Here is a 24,404-nt window from a genome sequence, read left to right as displayed (position 1 = left end):
GTTTTTGAAAACACAAAAAACTCCCGCCCTGTAAAGGACGAGAGTTAACCTCACGTGTTACCACCCAATTTTATCAACATCTCACAATATTGACCTCTTCGGGTACGGCACACGTATTGTGTGTTTATACCCTAGCCCTATAACGGGAGCACCCGATACCATCTACTTCCTAATGAGGGTTCAATGTATAGCTCAGAGACCATGTTCATCAGACGTTTCTTGACTCCTTTTCAGCTGCCGGAGCTCTCTGTACAAGATGGTTCTAACTACTCTTTCTCTTCGTCGCTTTTAACGTATTTATCATTACCTTTAATATCCAATTATATAGAGGATGCCCTTTAAGTGCAATCTTTATTACGGTATTCAAGTGAGGAGACGATGTGTATTAGGCTTTAGATGCTTCAATTTCTATGGATATTTTAACCTCATCTGCGATAAGCACGCCACCTGTTTCAAGCGCCGCATTGTACGTTAAGCCATAGTCGCTGCGTTTAAAGGCACCTTGTGCGCTAAAACCGGCTTTTTCGTTGCCCCACGGGTCTTTACCCGAACCCTCGAAGGTAACTGCAAAGGTTTCAGGGCGGGTTACACCATGAAGAGTGACATCACCCGTCACGTTATATTCCCCTTCACCTGTGTTCACAATTTGGCTGGATTTGAACGTTAGCTTCGGATACTGCTCAACATCGAAAAAATCAGCTGTACGCAGGTGTGCATCACGATCTGTGTTACGGGTATCAATGCTGCTTAGGTCAATGCTGAACTGAAGGTCTGCGGTTGTAAGATCGTCTGTATCCGCGTCAATGTCTGCTTCAAAGGTATGAAATGTACCTTTTACCTTCGCAATCATCATGTGCCGAATAGTAAAATCGATGCTGCTGTGAGTAGTGTCTACCGTCCATTTCGCTTTAGCCAATAGTATTACCTCCCTGAAATTGTACTCACTAAATGTTACTAACTAACAAACATATAACAATTAAACATTATTCCATAAATTCCCTTTTGTCAATCCCCACTTCGTTCCAGCCGGCAAAATATCACCGAGCATGATGTCGATTTCATCCGCAGCGACAGGTAATAAAAAAGCAAAAAAACTGCCTACATGGGCAGCTCCTTTACTTCATTTTTAATTGAAATTTCTATTGAAATTTCTATGGTTATTCAACTGCAGCTATTGTTATTCATTCTGGATCGGGTCCGAGACCAAGCCTTCTTCATTAAGCTCTGCTTCGGTTTTCATGTTTTTCATATCTTTGCCGAGACGTTTGATCTCCTCCATATTAGGAGCCATGGATCCGTTCATAACTTCACTTATCGGTGTATCGGACCCTTTTTGCTCATCGAACTTTTCGTGTTCCTTTACGGTCGTTTTCAAATCCTCATTGTTATAGGTGTTGTCCGACATATTAATCCGCCTCCAATGTTTGTAATCGCTTGTGTTATATATTAACCTTATGGTCTTAAAATCAAACGCGTATACCATTATTTGGATATATGATTAATGAAATTAAAGAAATGGAAGATGACTTCCATTAACAGTGTTAATATTTATGATATCCAAAAAATGAGTGTTCACAATAAAGCTACATGCCTAATACATTTTCTGTATGATAAAATAATGAAATGATGGATAATCTTTCTGCTTCGATAAAAATGCTGTTTCATCTGAAGTTAAGAGGAGAGAAAATATGGGAACCCAGTTATTTAGTTTGGAAGGCAAGGTTGCTGCCATAACAGGTGCAACGAGGGGAATAGGAAGGTCGATGGCCTTGGCTTTGGCAGAGGCTGGTGCGGATATAGCTTTACTCCAGAGAACCCCTGAGCAGACAGAGCTGCAGGAGCAAATCGTGCAGCTGGGCAGAAAATGTCTGATTATCCCTTGTGATTTGGAAAATACGGTTCAGGTAAAGTCCGCAGTACCTAATGTGGTATTGCAATTCGGTCAGCTTGATATCCTCGTGAACAATGCCGGCATTCAACGACGATCACCTTCAGTCGATTTCCTCGAATCGGATTGGGATGATGTGCTGCAAATTAATTTGAAGGTCGTATGGACCTTATGCCAGGAAGCAGGTCGCCATATGTTACCGCGGGGTAAAGGGAAAATTATCAATACGGCCTCCCTGCTTTCGTACCAAGGGGGAATTACAGTTCCAGCCTATGCCGCAGCCAAAGGTGGGGTAGCCCAGCTGACCAAAGCGTTGGCCAATGAATGGGCCAAGTATCATGTGAATGTGAATGCAATTGTTCCTGGTTACATAGCCACGGATATGAATGTGGCATTAATAAATGATCCGGTGCGCAGTACACAAATTATGAATCGGATTCCAGCGGAACGCTGGGGCAATCCAGATGATTTTAAAGGAGCTGTTGTCTATCTGGCTTCTGAGGCATCCAACTATGTGCATGGTCACCTTCTGGCTGTCGATGGAGGCTGGCTTGGGCGATAAGTTTTTCATTCTTATGTTCTAAAAAGGTCGCTAGTAAAGCTCGATGCTGATCGGAACTTTAAAGGATTCACCTGTGAGGACTACGGTAACGATGACAAATCCAGTGTATACACCCTTGGGCATCAGAGCGGCCAAGACCGGATTGTAGCCCAATCCAACACTGCTGGTCGTCCCGCTGCCCAAGGACAAATTCAGGTTCAGTACGGAGAGAAATTTGGTGATGCCGCTTCCTGCTGTCGGTGAGGTATCATCGATTGCCGTAACCACCAGCAGCAGCAATCCACCTTTGTTCTGGATGTCGATTGTATTCGTCAATATGCCCATCGAGCCGCTAGCTGCTTTCTTTTTGCCAAAATCGATCGCCAGTGAACGATTGACTCCATAGGTGGCTTTGGTAACAGTCTGCTCTGGTCGAACTGTAGTGCCGCCTAATAGATTGAGCTTGAAGAAAATCCCACTACCGGTTTGCACTGTATTCGGTTTGTTGAGTATTGCGCTCTTGAATTGTGCATAAGCTTGAGGTGAGAAGCAGGAGCACAGGAACAGGAGCGCGGCCATTACGGACAGGACCAGCTTACTCTGTTTCAAGAGCTTCCTTGTAGCCGGACTGCATATCCTGACCGGTTTTACGAATTAACTTGATCGCCCACCTCGAAATAACCAATGCTGCCAGTACCGTAAATACGACCACTGCGTTGTTTTTCACAAAAGTAACCAGTATCCCCGCATAAGGAATTTTCAGTACGAGCTTACCTTGAATTTGTGAGGACTGAACCGGATGAAAATCCTGTAATTCATTCGCGTCCCCTTTCAAGTAGTACAGCGCTTCCGCATAGCCTGCTTGCGGATTTACGCTGTGAATTAAACGGTGCAGCACGAATACGCCTTGCCCATTGGACTCGGTTTGATACAGCAGTACGTCGCCATTAACCGCCTGCTCGGCTTGCATCGGTTTAATTAGAACCAGATCGCCTTTGTAAATGAGTGGACTCATACTATCAGACAATACAATTTTGTAGGACCAGCCAAAGAGGGCCGGACCGAAAGCAATGACGTTAAAAAGCAGAACAAAGATTGCGAGAAAAATAGCACTGTACGTATATAAGGTTTTAAGCTGGGTTTGCAATGGACTCATCCCTTCGTTAGGTTGATATTATCGGGCCGTACCTGGAATTTGCGTAGCGTTAAAGCTGAATTCAATCGTTTCGCTCAAGGATTGAAAGAGGTTATCGGCTGCTATCGGTAAGGAGATGACAAAGGTCAGTGTATCGGAAGCGCCGTGAGCAATCGTGAGTGCGGAGGCACTGTTGGCATTCAAACCCGAGATAGGACCGGAATAGTAAGTGGCAGCACCTTTTTTAATATCCAACTGGAGTCCTTTGGCTGCATCGGTGAAGAGCAGGGTGTTCATACCGGAGTTCTTAATATTGTATGTAAAGTCAGCAGTACCGCTGTTAATGACAGATAAAGTACGGGTAATGGAATCCCCAGGCACAACATTGGAAACCTGAAACAAGGCTGTTGCCGGATTAGTGGTAATATTCAATGTAGCTGTGCTGACGGTATTGCTGGTCAGATTGGTTTGTGCAGTGAACAAGGCGCTCGTTTCTTGCGTGAAGAGCGAGGAAAGAACTAAGGTAGCGCTTAATACTAAAGCCGTGTTCATTTTGTGCTTAAGGAATGGTTGTGCAAACTTCTTCATCATGGTTACGTGGATACCCCTTTAAGATTATTATTTTCTTGGATTGTTTTTACATTTTTAGTATCACATGAATCTGTTAGGAAAGTTTTAGGATATTATTCAAAAGGAATTAACTTCCCAAATGGTGTTTGGAAGCAAATTCGGCGTTTTTGCTGAAGATCGCACACGGTCTGATCATGAAATCATATAGTCTGGAGTTAAATGATCTCAACGGAGTCACAGCTTCAAATACAGAAAAAGCCTCGCTATCCCTTTCGGGACGGCGAAGCTTTTTTTGGTTTCGGTAAGTATTACTGACCACGCTTCATCGGATGTGGCAGATCCATATGACCCATCAGCGATTCGACTGGCTTGCCATCCACCAGAATATCAATGGCATCCACTTCGGGGAATTGGAACAAAGTTTTTTGAATAGCTTGCAGCAGCATAGCCTCGCCGGGAGCACCAAGACGGCCTTCCCCAGATAACGTGATGTCGAGTGTCAGCTTTTTATCTTTTAATACTGCAGATTTAAAGCCAAGCGCATCAGCCAAAGGAACCAGCTTGCTGTCTGCCGGAGCTTTTTTCAATGTCCAAAGCGCCGTTGTATACTTTTCCTTTTCTTCTGGATAGTTAATCGTTACCTCTTTCTCCACCAGCTTGGTTGCTTGTTCGTCACCATAATAGGCTTTGATCTGAGCTTGGATGGATTTGCTTTGGGCCGGTGTAGTTGCTGGAGTCACATCTTGCTTGGGAGCAGGAGATATTACACTGTTGTTTGCCGGATTCTGGCTTCCTGAGCCTTGAGAGGTCGTCCCACTGCTCGCAGGCTTTTGTCCGCAGCCGGATAAGGCCATAGCGATCGCTCCAGTTACTACGAAACCGATGATTATATGTTTGTTCATCAAGACCACCACCTTTTTCTACACGTACGATTCTGACTTACTTGATGTTAAGCTGTTCCTTGATACCTGCGACAATCGCTTGAGCAACCTTATTCTGGAAATCTTCATTGAACATCAATGCGGTATCCTTTGGATTGGACAGATAACCAACTTCCAGCAGTACAGCTGGCATATTAGTTACTTTAACCACACGGAAGGGCTCTTGACGCACACCACGATCAGCAAGTCCCGTTGCCGCTGCTAAATACTTGTGCATGATTTTGGCGAATTCGGTACTATCGGATTTGTAATAATACGTTTCGGTTCCTGTAGATGTCGCTAGATAGCTGTTCCCGTGAATGGAAACAAAAACGTGGGCATTCAGATCATTCGCAAACTTGGCACGATCATCCAATGGAATGAAGGTATCGTCGTTACGTGTCATATAAGGTTGAATATTCGCTTCCTGCTGGAGCAGCTTGTACACCTTTAGCCCCATAGAAAGATTGAAAGTTTTTTCATTGCTGCCATTGGTGGCTTTCGCACCGGGATCTTGATCTCCATGACCGGGATCAATGACAACCCTATATTTGGCCGGTTTCTGAATGCTGCCGACTAAAGCTGACGTACCCAGTCCAGAAACCCAATTCAAATCCATCGAGTCCTTCATATCCAGTACGATCCGTACCGTAGAAGGACTGGTCGCATATAGAGAGTAGCGGATATTGCTGACATACACGTTACTGGATACCGTAGAGCCGCTTTTGTTGGCTTCATCTTTATAGAGGGCCGGATCGAGCGTCGCATTGGGTATATCCAGAACAATTCGTTCAGGATTTTTTAACGTAAATATACTGGGCTTTAATTCTCCCGTGTCTGCATTGATCAGCAATTGGGACGCCGTCATATCGATCTTCTTGATCGTGGACAAGGAATTGCCATTGGCAACGGAAACAGGCTTGTCCGTAGCAGGTTTATCCGTCACTTCGGTGGTCTGGCCCGGTACAGGCTGAGCAGTTCCAGGAGTGGACTCAAGTGGTACGGTTTTTTCCTTCAAGTAGACGGCTTTCTTGACATCGTTCCAGTCCACTTCGATACCCATATTTTCGGCGATGAACCGTACGGGAAGCAGTGTGTTTCCATCGATCAGCAAAGGGGCTGAATCCAGCTTGTACTTGTCCCCATTAACGGTAGCCGAGAGCTGATTAATGACCATTTCAATTTTTTGTGTATTTTTGACGATCGTTACTTTTTGCGCTTCCTGATTCCAGGTTACCTTGGAGCCCAGCTCCTCAGCAATAATCCGGACTGGGACCATGGTGACATCTTTAATAATGCGGGGGGCCACTTCGGGCTTCAGTTCTTTTCCATTAAAAAATAAAGGCACGCCAGCGGCGGAATTTACAGGAGCAGCAGAGGCCATAGCAGGCAGCATAAATGCGATAAGCAGCAATAAAAGGGTATACATCCACTTCAATTTCATTATTCACCTCTAAAAAACTTTTCATAGTTGGTTGTAACACTATACCATCATTGGATACGGACAATTCGACAGTTACAAGTATTGCATTCATAGGGTTCAAGAGAGTGTTGAAACGTTTATTTGCCGGCATTACCTCCTATTCGACAGCAAGCATTATAAGATTAGACTCCTCTAAGTGAGAAACGTTGCATTTTTTTTGAAAGATTTTCCGAAATGGAGTCGAAAGGAGAACCGAGAAGGATGAAAAAGGGCTAATTCACAACCCTATTATTACAAATGCTACCATATGCTAGATCGTATCCAGCTTTGATGAACCTCTTGGTAATGATCGCTGCGTGAAAAATGTGGATTCAAACATGGAAGGGGTTAGATTTTACTTCTTGTACAATAAATTTTATACTAACGGTGTTGAGTGAGTTCTTATGAAACGGTTGGTTTCATTCCTATCACGCAAGCAAAGATCCACAATCCGTTTATGAGGGGGAACCATAATGAGCATCCAACTGAACACAGCGGTTTGTCAGCTGTTTAATATTCGTTACCCGATCTTTCTGGCAGGCATGGCAGGAGGTCCAACAACGGTTAAATTGGTGGCTGCTGTGTCTAATGCAGGTGGATTGGGGACGCTGGGGGCGGCTTACATGGAGCCGACAGCGATTCGTAAAGCGATACAGGAAATCCGTCAGCTCACGGATGCACCTTTTGCCGTTAATCTGTTTGCGTTACAGGTATCCGATGACAATAAGAGAATTGGAGAGGTTCAAGGAGAGCTCAACCGACTGCGTAATGTGCTTGGAGTTCATCATGCCACTAAAGAACCTGTGAGCACATCGGACTTTTATCAGGAGCAGCTTGCCGTTTTGTTGGAGGAAAAGGTACCGGTCATCAGTACAGCATTCGGTGTGCTTGCAGAATCTTACGTTCAGCAAGCGAAGTCCGTTGGCATACGGATTGTCACGATGGTAACGACGGTGAGTGAAGCTCTTCTGGCTGAGCAGGCCGGCTGTGATTGTATCGTTGCTCAAGGAAGTGAAGCAGGCGGACATCGGGGTACGTTCGACATGAAGGAGCATCCGATGGGTGCCAATATCGGCACCTTTGCATTACTACCGCAAATTGTTGACCGTGTTAAGATTCCGGTTATTGCTGCTGGAGGGATCATGGACGGGCGGGGGCTTGTCGCTGCTCTTGCTCTTGGTGCTCAGGGCGTGCAGATGGGGACGCGTTTTTTGACCGCGCTTGAATCCGGAGCACATGACGCTTACAAGCAGGCGCTAATGGAAAGTACGGAAGAAAGCACGGTGCTCACCAAGGCTTTCTCAGGCCGTCCGGCAAGGGGAATCCGTAACCTGTTTATTCGACAGTGGGATGCGAGCGGCATCGAACCGCTTCCTTTTCCAACGCAAAATACGGTGACACGAGATATTCGTAATGCTTCTGCCCGGCAAAACAATGCGGACTATATGTCCTTGTGGGCAGGCCAAGGGACAAGATTGCTGACTTCCGGACAACGGGCTGAGGACATTGTGGCCGAGACAATCCAACAAGCGATGTCCATCTTGTCTTAACTTTAGTTCTGTAATGAAAATGAAATCTAATTTTCATCTTGGATTAAGGAACCAAGCTTATACTACATATATCCCCCCTTATTGATATATATATATAATGAAGATCCACATCCCGTTGATGTGGGTCTCTTTTTTTGTGAAATTTCCAATAGAAACACAAGCACACCTAAAAGGAGCGTATTGTTCGTAGTGCCATATCCCTATATAATAATGCGAAATGTAAGCCTTTACATCGCATTAGAAAAAGGGGGAAGTGTAACAAATGAATTCAAGTCAGCCCATGTTTAGAAAAATTAGCGGTCTGTTGGCCATTCTCTTGATGGCCTCCATTGTGATACAGGCAGGCGGGTTTGTGCAAACAGTAAAAGCGGCTTCAATCAATTTATTGAGCGGCGCGACGGTTGCTGGCTACAGCACGCAATCAGGAAGCAATGTGGTTGCCAATGTATATGATGGAGTAGCCTCCACATATTGGCAGCCTACCGCCCCAGACCGGGCTCAAGGTCCATCCTTTACTCTAAATTTAGGAGCGGCAAAAGCCTTTAACAAAGTCGATTTCGATTTTATAGTGAACAACAGCTTAAGCTCATACAAGATTCAGTATTCGCTGAATGGGACAATCTGGAGTGATGCCTACAATGGATCGGTACAAAATAAGGACAACAACAAAGACAATCCCAAACGAGATACCGTTACTTTTCCAACCGTGACGGGACAATATGTAAAAGTTAGTTTTCAATCCAGTCAATTGGTAGAATCAGGGGGACCTGTTTGGACAAAAGATGGAAGCACAAAAACTAATGATCCAACCTGTGGCGGTGCTACGCCTTGTTACATATATACGAACAATTTCCAGCTCGCAGAAATGGGACTGTATGACGAGGGTCCTGCCTTGCCACCGGGTCCTGCCCCAGATATTAATCTCGCTTTAGGAGCATCCGTAACGCCATACAGCTCCCAGACAACGGGTAATTCTGCGGCAAATATGGTGGACGGTAAAGATGAAACGTTTTGGCAGCCGAATTCAACAGACCGAGCGCTTACCAGTGGCGCATGGGCGGTTCTTAACCTGGGTTCCACCAAGTCATTTAATAAAGCCGTGTTCAATATGCCGCTTAGCAACGGTGTAGATAAGATCAAGCTTGAGTATTCCAACGATAGTTCGAATTGGACAAAGGCTTATGAAGGAGTCGTTCAAAACAAGGGTACTTCAGCCAAGACGGAGACGATCAGCTTTGATACGGTTAGCGGTCGATACGTGAAAATAACAATTACCTTTTCGAGTGCATCTCCTAATTTCCAATTAAGTGAATTTCAGCTGTTTAACTATATCCCGCCTGCTCCCGTTATTACGGAGCCTGCCCCAGTCACTTCTGCTTTTACCATAAGTGCTAACGGCAAGGCGGCAATTTATTGGACAGATCCTGTTACATCGGCAACCTATTTGCCATTTGATCATGTCATAGTGTCTAATGGAAGCAGCATTCAAATAGTTGGTAAAGGTCAACAATCGATGGAGTTCTCTTCGTTGACGAATGGGCAGACTTACCAATTTGAGATCCAGACGGTAACAGCGGATAATAAAAAAAGCAAAAGCATCGTTGTATCAGCTGTGCCTTCTGCTTATCCGAACACTTTGCTGTATGATTCGAATCAACTAATCAATGTTAAAAGCAAGCTGAAAACAGGAGGAAATACTCAATATGCGGCAGCTTTAAATACACTTTTGGCTGAAGCAGAGCTGGCTATTGTAAATGGTCCTTACTCCGTGATGTATAAAAATGGCGTGGCTCCAAGCGGGAATAAGCACGACTACTGGAGCTCGGCGCCTTACTGGTGGCCGGATCCAACATCGCCAAACGGATTGCCTTACATTAACAGGGATGGCGAAACGAATCCAGATGGCATGACCGACAAATATGATAAACAGAATTTTACTTTGCTTAGAACGACAGTCTCCACACTTTCACTTGCTTACTATTATACGGATGATGAGAAATATGCCGCGCGGGCTGCATTGCTGCTTAAAACATGGTTTATCGATACCGAAACTCGTATGAATCCGAATATGAATTATGCTCAAGGGGTAGCGGGTGCAGAGGATGGACGTAAAGAGGGTGTTCTGGAATCGGATAAACTATTTGAAATTATCGATTCCATCGAGCTGATATCCAAATCAGGCAGCTGGTCCATCGAGGATACGCGTGGCTTCAAAAGCTGGCTATCTGAATATACGAATTGGCTTAAGACCAGTCCACTTGCGTTGGCTGAAAAAGCAACCATCAATAATCATGGCACCTGGTATGACGCACAGTACGCTGCTTATATCATGTACTTAGGGCAGCGAGAAGAGGCAAAGAAGTATTTGCAGGATACATCGATTGCACGTATCAACTCACAAATTCTCCCGGACGGAACGATGCCGGAGGAACTGAGAAGAACGCGTCCCTTTCATTATTTCTTATTTAATTTGATCCCTTTTTCCATGATAGGGATGGTAGGCGATCATGTTGGCGTTGATTTCTGGAATGCTGGTGAAGGGGGCATACGCAAAGCGTATCAATTTATAACGCCTTATATTGCTGATTTCTCGCAATGGCCCTATGACGAGCTGCGAGACGAAGATGAGCGTGCATTCTCCAGATATTTGCGGGAAGCAGCCGTCAGGTTCGGAGATGACTCGTTGTGGAGTGCTGCTGATATGATGCTGGACGATCAAGTAAACACGCACCGTGCCAACTTAATAGCACCGGGTCTTAACGGGGTAGCTCCACGTAAGGAAATTGTCGATTTTCAATTCCAAGGCTTGTATGTTCCTGTTTCGGGCACGATTCAAAACAGCCTGATCGAAGTAAATGTCCCGAAGGATACCGATCTAACTGCATTGGTTGCCAGATTTAAAACTACCGGCTCTAGTGTAAAGGTGGGTTCGGTAACGCAGATTAACGGTGTTACGGCTAACGATTTTAGAAATCCGGTAACGTATACGGTCATTTCGCCGGATGGAGCAGCCCGTAATTATATAGTGAGGGTGAACGTGCTGTCGAATAGGCTTCCAGTTGCCATTTATGAAACTGCATTTACGGAGTACCGAAACAACCCGGTGGTTGATGAAGGTCTCGCACTAAACAGCAGCAACAATTTGTATGATGTCATCACACCTATGCCGGTCAATGCGGCCCTTATGGAGCTTGGGAAATGGTATAACGGATACCTTGATAATGGTAATCTGAAGGCTCCGGCAAACATTTTCGCCAAGGACGGAAACTCTTCACATACAAGATCAATGCCGGCTGCTCTCCGTTTACTTAAGGATACAAATAACGGTTCGGTTGTGACGCTTAAAAGCAGCACGAAAGACTTTAAGAATATTTCGGTTTCGTTTGCGGCAAGAACTCAAAATACATCGGTCGGTTATACGGTATATTCCGAATGGTCCGTGGATGGTGGAGCAACCTGGAATGTCGCACACTCGTTGAAAAGGGACAGCTTGAATTCGTTATTCACGGAAACCTATGGCAACAATCCGGTTACTTTTTCGATTAACGATCAAAGGGTTAACAACAGCTCTGCGTTCTTGTTCAGACTGAGATTAGACAAATCCAGCGTAGGTTATGTCAATGTGGATGACTTCAAAATTATGGGCGAGCCACTCTACGATTTGACACCAAAAGAACTGCTTTCTTTTGCATTTCAAGGAATCAATCCACCTGTGACCGGAACGGTGAATGGAACTAATATAGATTTTGCTTTACCTGAGGGAATCGATTTATCTGCAGTGATCGCCTCCTTCAAAACTACGGGCATCAAAGTGAGAGTTGGGGCGGTGGGCCAAGTAAGCGGTGTAACGCCTAACAATTTTACTTCTCCGGTTGTTTACAGTGTAGAAGCGGCTGACGGTTCCTGGAGGAACTATACAGTCAAAGTTACTACAGTATCTATTCCTGGCACTGGTGGAGAAACACCAGGTAGTGGTGGAGAAACACCAGGAAACGGTGAAGAAACCCCAGGTAATGGTGGAGAAACCCCAGGTAATGGCGGGGAAACGCCAGGCAACGGCGGGGAAACGCCAGGTAGCGGTGGAGAAACGCCAGGCAACGGCGGGGAAACGCCAGGCAACGGTGGAGAAGCACCAGGCAACGGTGGAGAAGCACCAGGCAACGGTGGAGAAGCACCAGGCAACGGTGGGGAAACACCAGGTAGCGGTGGAGAAACGCCAGGCACTGGTGGGGAAGCACCAGGTAGCGGTGGAGAAATGCCAGGCAACGGTGGAGAAACACCAGGCAACGGTGGAGAAGCACCAGGCAAGGGTGGAGAAGCACCAGGCAACGGTGGAGAAGCACCAGGCAACGGTGGGGAAACACCAGGCAACAGTGGAGATTCGTCATCAGATAGCAGTGACAGCAGTTCTGGCGGCACCAATAGCAACTCCAGCAATACTTCAAGCAGCGGCACCAACGGTAAGGCTTCAGATACCGATACCAAAGGGCAGCTTTCAGCTGTTATCGAAGCGGACAGCAGGAACAATACGGCATCCGCCCGAATCGATGAAAACAGCATGACAAAAGCATTTGCAGCGGCGACGATAAACTCGGATGGCACGAAGTCGGTTGAATTGAACATCCCTGAGGTCAAGGACGCTAAAACCTATACTGTCCAAATTCCAAGTGACTTTATTGCATCCAACAATCGCTCAACCGATCGGACAACCATTGTCACGGAGTTGGGCAGCATCATGATTCCGGCTAATATGCTGCAACCGGCAGATTGGAAAGTGGCTCCGGTTATTCAATTGTCAATCGGGAAAGCCGATCCGGCAAGTATCCAAGACAAGAACGCAGTAAGTATTGGTGACAGACCTGTATATGAATTTAAGCTTATCGTAAATGGCGCTGAAATGGATTGGAACAATGTAGATGCGCCGGTGACAGTAAGCATACCTTACAAACCGACAACAGAAGAAATGTTAGATCCAGAGCATATTGTCATTTGGTATATTGCGAATTCTGGAGAAGTGACTCCTGTTTCTAATTCACGCTATAACGCTGAAACAGGTAAAGTTACATTCACAACGAATCATTTCAGCAAATATGCCATTAGTTTTGTGCAAAAAACGTTTAGTGACATTCAATCTTATGGCTGGGCGAAGAAACAGATAGAAGTACTCGCATCCAAAGGGATCATCAATGGGACCTCAGATGCAGCATTTCAACCGGGTGTACATATCACCAGAGCTGACTTCCTTGTCCTTCTTGTTAATACGTTAGGAATAAACGGAACAGCGCTAGAAAATTTCGATGATGTTCTTCCATCGGATTATTACTATGATGCTGCTGCAAAAGCTAAGAAAATGGGAATAACGGACGGAGTGGGGAACAACAAGTTCAATCCGCAAGCCCACATTACAAGACAGGAAATGATGACGCTCACGGCAAGAGCTATGAATCTTAGCGGTAAAATGAAACTCAGTGGATCGTCCAAAGATTTGATCCCATTTGAAGATACCGGTAAGATCGCATCATTTGCTGTGGATAGCATTGCATCGATGATTAAACAAGGTTTGGTGGAGGGAGCAGATAATCGACTGTATCCAGAGGCTAATGCCACTCGAGCTGAAACAGCAGTGTTCATGTATCGTCTCTATAATCAATAAATCATGAAATCCTCTTGAAGATAGGCTATTCCAAAGTCATTCCAAATGACAGCGGGATAGCCTCTTTCAGATACCCAAAAGTAATTATATTCCAATGTTATACATTTTGTCCTATAATCTTTATAGACATATGAGCAGGGATGCTGCCTGAATGGGTGCATCCATTTTATTTTTCCCACAACACATTCCGAATTAGACGGAACATTAGCATAAACCATTTTAAGAGGTATGAGGTGGTGGATTTATGGGCTGTTTAAACGCAATAATTGAGTACGGAAAAATCGAATCTAGATGAGGATTAATGAACTTATGGAAAATAAAATAATAACGATCCAAGCATTGAAATATGCTGGAAGGCCTCCAGGAACGGATCCGCAAGAAGCAGTTTCCGTTTGATGGAGCCATTGAACAATTTATCGGAATGATCCCATAACCCTTTTAAAGACGATCTAAGAAATTATAGTATAAGCTGGAACAGCAAGACTCCATTACTAACGAATTGGGGGGGAGCAGGATGGAATATAGGGAAATCACTCCGGATATTCAAGATGCAGTCACGGATATTGTGGGCTCAATAATCGTATCTAGAGGTCGGGTTCATCATATTGAAAGATGTGCAGGGTTCGTGGCGATGGCCGACGGCGACATACGGGGAGTCATTACCTATAGCTTCAGTCAGAGTGAGTGTGAGATTGTATCTCTCGACAGCAAAACTAAAGGGCAAGGAATTGGCAGCAAATTAATCGAGCTGGTCATTCAAAAGGCAGAAGGGCAAGGAAGTAAGCGGGTGTGGCTCATAACTTCCAACGACAATACGCGAGCTATCCGGTTTTATCAAAGGAGAGGTTTCGATTTGAGAGCTATCCATTATGATGCTATAACGGAAGCAAGAAAACTTAAGCCTTCCATCCCCTTGCACGGATACGATCATATTCCTGTTCGGCACGAGATTGAGTTTGAATATGCTCTGCGTGACTTAATTACGGTGGAAACATGAATAACCCCTATACAAGTAACAATTGGGCAGACAATCAAGCAGGCCGCGCTCATTTGCTTATGGCGGTATTGTTTTTGATCATAAAGGAAAAGTACTGATGCGTAGTCCAAGTGGTTACTGCGGCGGCTATCAATGGACATTTGCCAAAGGTGGAGCCGACCCAACCGATCTTCATCCTGAAGCAACAGCTCTTCGCGAGGTGTTCGAAGAAATGGGCTATTCATGCCGAATTGTAGCTCCCATTTCTGGAGAATTTGCATCTGATACTTGCGTAACGAGGTATTTTCTCATGGAACCAATTGAACTGACAAAAGATTTTTGATAAAAAACCCAGGAAATAAAGTGGTTTAGTACAGCAGAAGCATTTGATAAGATATCACTTACGAAAACTCAAAAAGGAAAAGCGCGGGATCATAACGTGCTTCTCCGTGCAATAAATGCACGGAGTCTACTTATTATCGAATAGTAGGGACCCATTTGACGAGCGCGGAAATTTGAGACTGAAGCACCGATGCGGCCGCATTTGCGCTGTTTTCGTCATCAGTTTGATTAAAGGCAGCGGACAGGCCAGTCAGCAGATGCTCCCAGATGAGTCCCATTACCACTCGAATGATTCGTACCGCTTGTAAAACTTCTAAGCCTCGTTTGACTGCTCCCTAATATCCTTACGATACTGTCCCGGTGGGACGCCAACGGTTTTCTTAAAGGTACGCGAAAAATTTTGCGCGTTGCTGTACTGCAGCCGAGAAGCCATTTCATCCACGCTCATGTCGCTGTGGAGCAGCCAATTCTGCGCTTTGACAATGCGGCTATGCAGCAGGTAATCCGAGAATGTCGTATCATGAACCTCCTTCAATGCTTGCTTGCCAATAGAGGTAGGTATATTAAGCGATTTGCAGCAGCTTTCCAGCCGCAAATCCGTTTCATTATGCTCGTGAATGTAGACAGAGAGCTGCCTTGCCACCTTATGCATATGCTCCATATGCTCCTGCTGTAGATCGGCGCAGAGGAGGTCGATGCCGTTCGCCTTGAGCCAGCCGATCCATTCTTCCAACGTCGCGAGCTGCATCAGCTCAGCCATTAACGGCTCGACAGGCGGTTTGCGCAGCGAGCTGCCTATCGTCCTGTAGATGGAGAACACCATCTCCGTCAGCTGGCTTTGCAGCCATTGATAGTTAAGGGTTCGAAGGCCCTGAAGTGTGCTCAACTGATCCATATAACGGTAGGCAAGCTGCGGATCGAGTGATCGGATGGCGTAGATGACGTCATTTTCCAGCTCGCGGAATGATACGGGCAATACGGTAGTTTGGCCCTCGTTATCTACCTGTTGAAACTCATCGATGGGGATGACCTCATTCATGCCGGCGATGAGCTTATGTTTGAGCGCGTCCTCGGCTTCCTGCGACGACAAGCTCAAATATGCGTAATCCTTACGCAGGAGGCTGACCCCGATAGAAACCGTGAACGGGAAATATTGTTCGATAAAATCTCGTATCGTACCTGCAGCTTCCTGCACGACAGCTTTCATCTCACTTGGTTCAACGTCCTGCTCCTCCAAAGAAATTAACGCAAGAAACCGCCCCTCGCTGCCGCTGCTGACAACTCCTTTGCCTTTTCCGTCAATAACCTCCTGAATCACCATGGATAGCCCGTAGCCGAAGTAGTACAGATCCACCTCCGAATAGAGGCCGGTCATACTTTTATATTGATCAATCTCCACGCAAAAGCAGCCATAGCCGCCCGTCAGAAGTGGAATTTGATACCGTTCACATTTGTCCAGATCTTCTTGGGAACGAAGTCCCTTCTGCAGCATATTGCGAATAAAGGCTTCGCGGATTTCCGGTGTCAGCACCTTGACCTGCTCTTTGAGTTCATCGCGTGTTTCTTTAATGTGCTGCATTTTATCATAAATAGACTGGAATTCGTCATCCCTAGGTGCGCGCTTGCTCGCCTTGACTTCTTTATCTGATTGAACGGTTGCATCATCGAGCAAAGTCACAATGTCACTCCAGCCCCGCCACAGCCGATTGGTAGAAAGAATAGTCACAAGGGCAGCCATGGCGAGCAAAATACCTGCGATAATAAACACGACATTACGAATCCCATTGATTTTGGTGAACAGCTCATCACTCGGGATCGCAAAGCCAAAGGTCCAGCCCTTATAGGAGGGAGGTAAATGAGCAACGAACAGCTCTCTGGAGGAGGACTTGCCCTGTGTAATCTCCGGCACCACATTCATCATCAGACTTGCGCTGTCCAGCGTGCCCCGGTTTTGCAGCATCTGACCCGATTCATCGAGAATAAAATAATTGCCCTTCACTTCGTCTGTGGAACCCAGAATATGATCAAAAAACTGCTGATTCAGATGAAGGATCATATAAAGAGGCTTCGAGGCCTGAAAGATCGGGAGCTTGCGGATATAGATAGCCGTAGGTGCTTTCTTGACCGTTATATTGAAAAAGGCAGAGTCCTTTTTCATCGCTTCAAACTTGCCGATTACGGCTTCGTAATCATTTTGAAAGGCGGTAACCTGATGATTGGTGCTGTACATCCTTTTATTGCTGAGACGGTAGAGTGCAATATTATCGACATCGTCAATCGATGTTTGTATACGGAGCATCGTTTCGAGAAGGGTTAAAATTTCAAGATTATTTTCTTCCTTCCCCGGTGTAATGAGCGATTCCAGAGCAGGTTGTTTTTCAAATTGGAGTACGGATTGATCAATCTGCCGAAAATAGCTTTCGACCCGATCCTGCGTGCGCTGTAAAGAAACGTGATAGGCACTCTGCACCTCTTGTGTTAACGTGGTAGTGGCGACAAGGTACACCGTGTAACCCATTGCGGTGATGCAGAGGGAGGCCAACAGCAGCATGATGATCAGCGTTTGTACCTTCTTGGAGCGTTGCAGCTGCATAGGGATCTCCCCTTTCTATTAAAAATATAACCGTAAAATACGAGCATGGAAAGTGTCATTTCGCGTAAAAAGCGGATTTGATCATAAAGATACCCGCCAAGCATAAGCAGAAAAACACGGATGCAACAGCGTTGTAATGGTCATTTGCCTCAAATGTGTCGATTTGATGTTAATGATCATTGCTTGCGGAATCCACGCAGATGTACATTGTTTACGAAGCAGCACCAAAGCACACAACGAATCGAATAGTTAACGAAAAGGGGAATAACCACGATGAATAAAGGGATCAAAATGAATAATCGTATTTGGAAACGTACAGCAAGCACAATGCTCGTAACGGCATTAGTAGGGGTAACGGCAGCCTGCGGCAGCAATCCATCCACTCCAGCTTCTAGTGGAGATGCAGCGGCCAAAGCACCAAGCGGTCCTGTAAAGCTGAAGCTTGCGTATGACGTCGGCAATGCCATTCCAAGCACCTCTGCGGACAGCAATGAAGCAATGAAATATTTGCAAGACAAGTTGGGCGTCCAGTTTGAATTCAACGTCAATGCGTACGAGATTTATAAGGAAAAAATCCGTGTGCAAATCGCCTCAGGTGATATTCCCGATGCGTTTGCTTGGCGGACGATGGATGATTTTATTGTCGGTATGATCAAAGCTGGTGAAATTGTACCTTTGGATGATTACATTGATAAATACCCGAACCTGAAAAAGCAAAAGGAGCTTGATATCACGAGATATCAAAATAAGATCTGGGCCATTACGAATGTTCGTAACCCTGTCGCTTCAGGGGATGCACCGTTGATTCGTCAGGATTGGCTCGATAATCTGGGCTTGCAGGCTCCCAAAACACTGGATGATCTCTATAATGTAGCCAAAGCTTTTTCGTTAAACGATCCTGATAAAAACGGTAAAAAAGATACCTACGGCATTCAGCTTGGCTATGCGAACAATGCTTTTGTCGGAATAGGCGGCTTGCAGAAGCCCTTTGGCATTCAGGATAAATGGGTAAAGCAGCCTGATGGCAAATATGTGCCGAACTTTGCGACACCGGCTTTTAAGGAATATTTGACATGGATGAACAAAGCGTTTAAAGACGGTTTGATTGATCCCGACTTCGCCGTAACCGATGGCAGAACAGCCGAATCGAAGGTAGTCGGCAAAGGACAGGCGGGCATTTTCTTCCATTATATGTCTCGTGTTAATGATTTTGAGGATAACTTCAAAAAAGCGAACCCTACCGCAAAGCTGGTGCCATTTGAACCTGTCAAAGGAGCTTCAGGTCTGCAAGGAGCTACAGGTCGTGTGAATTATGGCGGAATGTTCGTTTCCAAAAAAGCGGGTCAAGATCCAGCCAAAATGCAAAAGCTGATGGAATGGTTTGATTTTGGAGCCAGCCCTGAAGGACAAAACTTCAACTTATACGGTGTCGATGGCATTCACTCTGTGAAGAAAGACGGCAAGATTGAAGTCAAGAGTGATCTGTTATCCCGGGATATGCCGGGTACTTTCATTGCGACGCTGCCGTTGCAGCCGACAGAAGAAGTGTTCGTGAGCAAGAAAAACTCCGAAGAAGCACAAAAAATTGTTGCTGATGGCAACAAAATGCTGGAGAAGTTTTTGAAAATTCCTAAACCGCTTGATTTTGCTTTCTCACCGACGGGTGCGAAGTACAATGCGGAAGCAGAGGCTTTTATCAACACAAGCATTGTCAAGGTGATTATGGGCAACATCAACGTATCGGAATGGGATGGAATCGTGAAGCAGTGGTATGACCGTTTCGAAGGTGCAAAGTGGATTGAGGAAATTGCTGCGACGGATGGCAAATAGACAGATTCACAGGGTCTGCGCGCCAGAAGTTAGCGTTTAGAGAATTCGTTGGACTGAAATAGCAAGATGACAAACGGGTACGTTCGGGATTATCGGACGTACCCGAGCTTTCTACAGGGAGTGATGAATGATGTCAATGAGAACGGAATTGGTTCATACCGCCAGGAGCCCCCAAGCAGCAGTCCGTTCCGGCAGCAAGCTAAGGAAGAAATTATGGTCGGACCGCTACATGTATTTGCTGGCTTTGCCCGGTATGGCCTTTATTTTACTGTTTGACTACGTCCCGATGTATGGGATTGTACTGGCTTTTCAGGATTATAACCCATTCGGGGGTATCCTTCATAGTGATTGGGTTGGATTTGCGCATTTTGCAAGATTGTTTAAGCATCCCGATTTTTGGCTGGTGCTGCGCAATACGCTGGTGATTAGCCTACTCAATCTGGTGCTGTTTTTCCCTACACCGATCGTGCTTGCCTTATTGCTGAATGAGGTGCGTTCCCGTTGGTTTCAACGGACGGTGCAAACGATTGTGTATTTACCGCATTTTGTATCATGGGTCGTGATCTGCTCACTGACGATAACGCTGATGAACTCGGAGGGACTCGTTACCCAGCTGGTCCATTTCCTCGGATTTCCGAAGGTACAGCTGCTGCTGGACACGAAGCTGTTCTGGGGAATGATCACACTGCAAAGCATCTGGAAGGAAGCGGGCTGGGGCACGATTATATTCCTTGCAGCGCTGGCTGGAATCAACCCTGAGCTGTATGAAGCGGCCCGTGTAGACGGTGCTAACCGCTGGCAGCAGATGAGGTCAATCACCATACCGGCACTGATGAGCACGGTAGTTGTACTGCTGCTGCTGCGGATTGGACACATTATGAGCCTGTCATTCGACCAGTTGTACATCATGGGCAACCCGATGGTCAGCAGTGTGGCCGAGGTATTCGATACTTACGTGTTCAAGGCGGGTGTGCTTCAGGGCAACTTCAGCTTTGCTGCGGCTGTAGGGCTGTTTAAATCGGTTGTAGGTCTGGTGCTGATACTTGGATCGAATTATTTGGCTAAGAAGACGAGCGACAATTATTTATTTTAAAAGTTGGATGGATGGTGAATAAGTTTCGCTGCGCGACTAAGGTACTCCTATGATCGCTGTTGCAGCTAATGGTAGATAGAAGCTCGGTAAATAAGTCCCGCTTCGCGGCCAAATATCCTTACGATCGCTGTTGTTTCCCTATTTTTATATTGTATAAGACCTTTATAGGTAAAATTACGGAAACAAAGGCGAACACTTACGTTTCTCCAGGATGATTTGGCCGCTGTGCTCATTATTCATCATATACAATATCGCTTCTTCGAATTCTATTAGAAAGGAGATTACAAATGAAATCACAAAAAAACATAGGGTTCGAATTTGTGAACTACGCGCTGCTTGGACTGATGGCGCTAATGATGGTGTTTCCGTTCTGGAACGTTCTGGTGATGTCATTCTCCACACCGCATCTGGTATATGAGGGACAGCTTTTATTTTGGCCCAAGCAGTGGACGACAGTCGCTTACAATGCCGTATTTCAAAATCGCCAATTTATTCAAACCTTTCAAAATACGGTGTTCATTACGATTGTCGGTACGGCACTAAGCATGCTGCTCACGACGACACTCGCGTATCCACTCTCCAAAAGGACTATCAAGGGTACAGGTGTTATGCTGTTCATTGCTTTTTTCACGATGCTGTTCAATGGGGGCATCATTCCGTCCTACTTGCTGGTCAAGGAGCTTGGGCTGCTGAACTCACTGTGGTCTTTGATTATTCCAAGTGCACTGAGCGTATTTAACTTGATGATTATGGTCAGCTTTTTCCGCTCACTGCCAACCGAGCTGGAGGAATCAGCCAAAATAGACGGCTGTAACGATATCGGCGTACTGCTGCGTATTGTCATTCCGATCTCGCTGCCGGTTATTGCGACGCTGACGCTGTTTTATGCGGTGTCCAAATGGAATATGTTTTTTCAAGCAGTTATGTACAACAGTGATATTAGCAAAATGACGATGCAGGTGTTATTGCGTCAAATCTTAATGCAAATGACGAGTGATGCTGTTGATGCGGCTATGGCGGGAGAGGTTCCGAAAATCGGCGTTACCGTAAAAATGGCGATGATCATTATTGCAACCGTTCCGATATTGTTGATTTACCCCTTCTTGCAAAAATATTTTGCCAAAGGTGCGATGATCGGCTCGGTAAAAGGATAACGCACTCATGCCCAAAAGAATGTGTTGAATTCAGCGCTGCTGCAAATTTTAACAGGTCAGGAAGCAGATATTCTGCTGGGAAATGTAAGAGGAGGAAATACAATATGGACACCAGAAAGCAGCAGGACAAGGCGAAGCAGGTTTATGAGTACATGGTAACAGCACCCGAGAATGATTGGCAGCGAAATATGGACAATTGGGACTGGAAGCCGGGCGTCGGTCTAATTGCTGCCGTTACCTATGGTGAAGTGATAGGCTCCGATGAGGTATACGAGTATGTATGGCGCTGGATGCGGGACAATCGACACAAGGCGGCACAGCAGCGAGTGATCAATTCGACAGCACCGTTCGCAGCATTGACCGAGCTGCTGCGAAAGAAGCCAGAAGCGGCAGCGGAATGGATGCCGCTCGTACGCGAGCACGGGGAATGGCTGATGAATGAAGCGCCGCGCACGAAGGAAGGCGGCTTCGAGCATACGGTAACCGAGGGTGTAGATTTCCCAGAGCAGCTATGGGCAGATACGCTTGTAGTCGGCGCTTTATTTTTGGCGCGTCTGGCATCGTTAACTAAAGATGAAGGCATGGCACGCGAAGCAATTAAGCAGGTCGTAGTCCATCTGCAGATGCTTCAGGATGAGACTTCAGGTGTATTGTTCCATGGCTTTGACGGGTACAATCACAATCATATGTCAGCCGCGCGATGGGGACGCGCGAATGCATGGGTGACGTTTGGTGTACCGGAAATTGTTGCCGAGGTCAAGCATCTAACCTCGATCCCCGCTGAAATTGGGGAACGCTATACTGCTCTTGTACAAGGCTTGCTTAAGCTCCAGACCGCAAATGGTATGTGGCATACGGTCATGAACCGTCCTGACTTTTATCTGGAAACATCAGCAACAGCCGGTATCGCTTATGGGTTCGAAGTAGCCTTGCGTACAGGTCTTATCTCCGATGATTCCTTACGCAAGCAGCTCCACGAGGCGGTACGCAAAGCTGCCGACGCTGTTATGATCCACGTAGACGTATACGGAGCCGTTCAAGGTGTTTCTGGCGGGACACCCGTTATGCCAACAATCGAGGCGTATAACGAAGTGAAAATAACTCCAACCCCATACGGCCAAGCTTTAGCTCTGCTGCTCATCAGCGCGTTGCTGAAGCGCGAGCAATAAGGCTGCCAGTTTATGCAAGCTGGTCAATAAAAAGTTGCTACAAGCGGCAGTGTCACGAAGCATGCATGTTACGCTGACCGCTGTGTATTCCAAAGCTGTCACTACATTCTCGGATACAACCAGCGTACGTGTTGGGGCTATTGGCTTGGCTCGGCTCGGTAAAGGCTGCGACTTTCGTCGGGTTAATGAGTGGCAGAGGTGAGAAGCAGTTCCAACCTAATCAGCTTGCAAGCCGCGCGGAAACCGCACAAGCTGTTTCTAATCTCCAACAGATGATCGCTTATTAATGACCTATATAAGTAGTCATATTAAGAAAAATCCCTTGCCTGTTATGGCAAGGGATTTTTGCATATGTATCCACTGATTTGGGGGCTTTCCACAAGCTGCCACCCTGTACTCATTTGGGTAAATATGGAATCCGATTTGGATATGTTGCCTTTTGTGAAATGGGTATAAACTATTAATTAATCTGAATTATCTGACATGTTATTCTATAATGTAAACGCTTTACTTATTCATATCCTGAAAAGGAGTGGTTAACCATCATGCAATCCACAACCGTGAAACCAGCAGCCAGAGCTATCTCCACCGCCCGAAGAGATTATAGGATACGGCTCAAACAAATGCGCCATGATTACCAATTGTACGTCATTATTTTATTGCCGGTTGCTTGGTTAATTCTTTTCCACTACGTGCCGATGTTCGGTCTTCAGCTGGCATTCAAAAATTTCAGGATTATGGATGGGATATGGGGGAGTCCTTGGGCAGGATTTGAGTATTTCGAAAAGTTTTTTTATTCCTATCAGTTCACCAAAATTGTCGGGAATACGTTGATTATCAGTTTTTATGAGCTGCTTGCCGGATTTCCCCTTCCAATTGTGCTGGCACTGGCATTGAATGCAACGCTTCGAACCAAATTCAAGCAAACCGTACAGTTTATAACGTACATGCCCTTCTTTATATCTACCGTCGTTATGGTAGGTATGATCCTGCAGTTCTTAAATCCGAGAGTAGGAATTGTGAACACGGGCATTGGTTTATTCGGAATAGACGCGATTAATTTTATGGGTGACCCGAATTGGTTCAAGTCGATTTATGTATGGTCAGGCATCTGGCAAACGACGGGCTGGGGAACCATTATTTATTTGGCCGCACTATCGGGTATTAGTCCGGAAATCCATGAGGCAGCAACGATTGATGGAGCCACACGGCTGCAGCGAATCCGACATGTAGATATTCCTGGTATTTTGCCAACGATTGTGACGCTTCTGATTCTGCATGCCGGTTCGATTATGGGTATAGGCTTTGAAAAGATTTATTTGATGCAAAATCCGTTGAACATTTCTTCCTCTGAAGTCATTTCTACTTATGTATATTCCGTCAGTCTCGCTTCTAGTGCTCCTAATTATTCTTATGCAACGGCCATAGGTTTGTTTAACTCGGTAGTGAATATGATCATTATTTTAACCGTCAACCAGATTGCCAAAAAAGTAGGACAAACCAGCTTGTGGTAACCAAGGAGGCTGCA

The 24,404-nt window shown here is 45.8% G+C and carries 19 protein-coding genes and 1 other annotated feature; of the genes, 11 read left to right on the top strand and 8 right to left on the bottom strand.

The genetic code is table 11. The features are described 5' to 3' along the window. Positions 1-30: 30 nt before the first annotated feature. Positions 31-292: a binding site (T-box leader), on the bottom strand. 93 nt (positions 293-385) lie between these two features. Then, positions 386-916: a YceI family protein gene (locus BM210_RS20150; RefSeq protein ID WP_091172709.1), complete on the bottom strand. Its 531-nt coding sequence runs from the start codon at positions 914-916 to the stop codon at positions 386-388. Between the two features lie 261 nt (positions 917-1,177). Next, positions 1,178-1,405, bottom strand: a complete 228-nt coding sequence (locus tag BM210_RS20145) for a hypothetical protein (protein WP_091172706.1) — start codon at positions 1,403-1,405, stop codon at positions 1,178-1,180. 283 nt (positions 1,406-1,688) lie between these two features. Between BM210_RS20145 and BM210_RS20140 the strand changes: the two genes are divergently transcribed. Beyond that, positions 1,689-2,450, top strand: a complete 762-nt coding sequence (locus BM210_RS20140; RefSeq protein WP_091172703.1) for an SDR family oxidoreductase — start codon at positions 1,689-1,691, stop codon at positions 2,448-2,450. Between the two features lie 30 nt (positions 2,451-2,480). Here the strand turns inward: BM210_RS20140 and BM210_RS20135 are convergent, their stop codons facing one another. The 5 genes from BM210_RS20135 to BM210_RS20115 all read right to left on the bottom strand — a co-directional run bounded on the left by BM210_RS20135 (position 2,481) and on the right by BM210_RS20115 (position 6,498). Beyond that, positions 2,481-3,038, bottom strand: a complete 558-nt coding sequence (locus BM210_RS20135) for a hypothetical protein (RefSeq protein WP_091172701.1) — start codon at positions 3,036-3,038, stop codon at positions 2,481-2,483. Beyond that, positions 3,025-3,576, bottom strand: coding sequence for a signal peptidase I (locus BM210_RS20130; RefSeq protein WP_177237915.1), 552 nt, complete (start codon positions 3,574-3,576; stop codon positions 3,025-3,027). The genes BM210_RS20135 and BM210_RS20130 overlap by 14 nt, the downstream gene beginning before the upstream one ends. Before the next feature lie 27 nt (positions 3,577-3,603). Continuing rightward, a complete protein-coding gene (locus BM210_RS20125) occupies positions 3,604-4,155 on the bottom strand; it encodes a TasA family protein (protein WP_091172696.1) in 552 nt (183 codons plus the stop codon). 287 nt (positions 4,156-4,442) lie between these two features. Further along, complete coding sequence (locus BM210_RS20120) at positions 4,443-5,036, bottom strand: GerMN domain-containing protein (protein ID WP_091172691.1); 594 nt, start codon at positions 5,034-5,036, stop codon at positions 4,443-4,445. Between the two features lie 37 nt (positions 5,037-5,073). Further along, entirely contained in the window at positions 5,074-6,498 is a 1,425-nt protein-coding gene (locus BM210_RS20115; RefSeq protein WP_091172688.1) for an N-acetylmuramoyl-L-alanine amidase family protein, read from the bottom strand. Between the two features lie 491 nt (positions 6,499-6,989). Here BM210_RS20115 and BM210_RS20110 point away from each other — a divergent pair, with 491 nt between their 5' ends. From BM210_RS20110 to BM210_RS20095, 4 genes are all read left to right on the top strand, one after another. Beyond that, on the top strand, positions 6,990-8,066 hold the full coding sequence (locus tag BM210_RS20110; RefSeq protein WP_091172685.1) for an NAD(P)H-dependent flavin oxidoreductase: 1,077 nt from the start codon (positions 6,990-6,992) through the stop codon (positions 8,064-8,066). 262 nt (positions 8,067-8,328) lie between these two features. Beyond that, the gene (locus tag BM210_RS20105) at positions 8,329-13,719 is read left to right on the top strand and encodes an alginate lyase family protein (protein WP_091172682.1); all 5,391 of its coding nucleotides are present in this window, start codon (positions 8,329-8,331) and stop codon (positions 13,717-13,719) included. A gap of 514 nt (positions 13,720-14,233) precedes the next feature. Then, positions 14,234-14,716 carry a GNAT family N-acetyltransferase gene (locus BM210_RS20100; protein ID WP_091172679.1) on the top strand — a complete coding sequence of 161 codons (483 nt, stop codon included), beginning with the start codon at positions 14,234-14,236 and terminating at the stop codon, positions 14,714-14,716. A 22-nt stretch (positions 14,717-14,738) separates the two neighbouring features. Next, complete coding sequence (locus BM210_RS20095) at positions 14,739-15,038, top strand: NUDIX hydrolase (protein WP_177237914.1); 300 nt, start codon at positions 14,739-14,741, stop codon at positions 15,036-15,038. Between the two features lie 312 nt (positions 15,039-15,350). On the opposite strand, the gene BM210_RS20090 is transcribed toward BM210_RS20095, so the two are convergent. Continuing rightward, a complete protein-coding gene (locus tag BM210_RS20090; protein ID WP_091172676.1) occupies positions 15,351-17,630 on the bottom strand; it encodes a helix-turn-helix domain-containing protein in 2,280 nt (759 codons plus the stop codon). Positions 17,631-17,903: 273 nt separating this feature from the next. Between BM210_RS20090 and BM210_RS20085 the strand changes: the two genes are divergently transcribed. From BM210_RS20085 to BM210_RS20065, 6 genes are all read left to right on the top strand, one after another. After that, complete coding sequence (locus BM210_RS20085) at positions 17,904-19,460, top strand: extracellular solute-binding protein (protein ID WP_091172674.1); 1,557 nt, start codon at positions 17,904-17,906, stop codon at positions 19,458-19,460. Positions 19,461-19,587: 127 nt separating this feature from the next. Then, positions 19,588-20,553: an ABC transporter permease gene (locus BM210_RS20080; protein ID WP_371263509.1), complete on the top strand. Its 966-nt coding sequence runs from the start codon at positions 19,588-19,590 to the stop codon at positions 20,551-20,553. Between the two features lie 287 nt (positions 20,554-20,840). Continuing rightward, positions 20,841-21,707: a carbohydrate ABC transporter permease gene (locus BM210_RS20075; protein WP_091172672.1), complete on the top strand. Its 867-nt coding sequence runs from the start codon at positions 20,841-20,843 to the stop codon at positions 21,705-21,707. 104 nt (positions 21,708-21,811) lie between these two features. Next, positions 21,812-22,876, top strand: coding sequence for a glycoside hydrolase family 88 protein (locus tag BM210_RS20070; protein WP_091172670.1), 1,065 nt, complete (start codon positions 21,812-21,814; stop codon positions 22,874-22,876). Between the two features lie 128 nt (positions 22,877-23,004). Further along, complete coding sequence (locus BM210_RS34355; protein ID WP_143101072.1) at positions 23,005-23,163, top strand: S-layer homology domain-containing protein; 159 nt, start codon at positions 23,005-23,007, stop codon at positions 23,161-23,163. A gap of 258 nt (positions 23,164-23,421) precedes the next feature. After that, on the top strand, positions 23,422-24,390 hold the full coding sequence (locus BM210_RS20065) for an ABC transporter permease (RefSeq protein WP_091172668.1): 969 nt from the start codon (positions 23,422-23,424) through the stop codon (positions 24,388-24,390). Positions 24,391-24,404: the final 14 nt, after the last annotated feature.

The organism is Paenibacillus sp. 1_12 (genome assembly GCF_900114475.1).
GTDB lineage: Bacteria > Bacillota > Bacilli > Paenibacillales > NBRC-103111 > Paenibacillus_S.
Note: the sequence above shows the minus strand (reverse complement) of the source record. Positions and strands in the feature narration are given on the sequence as shown.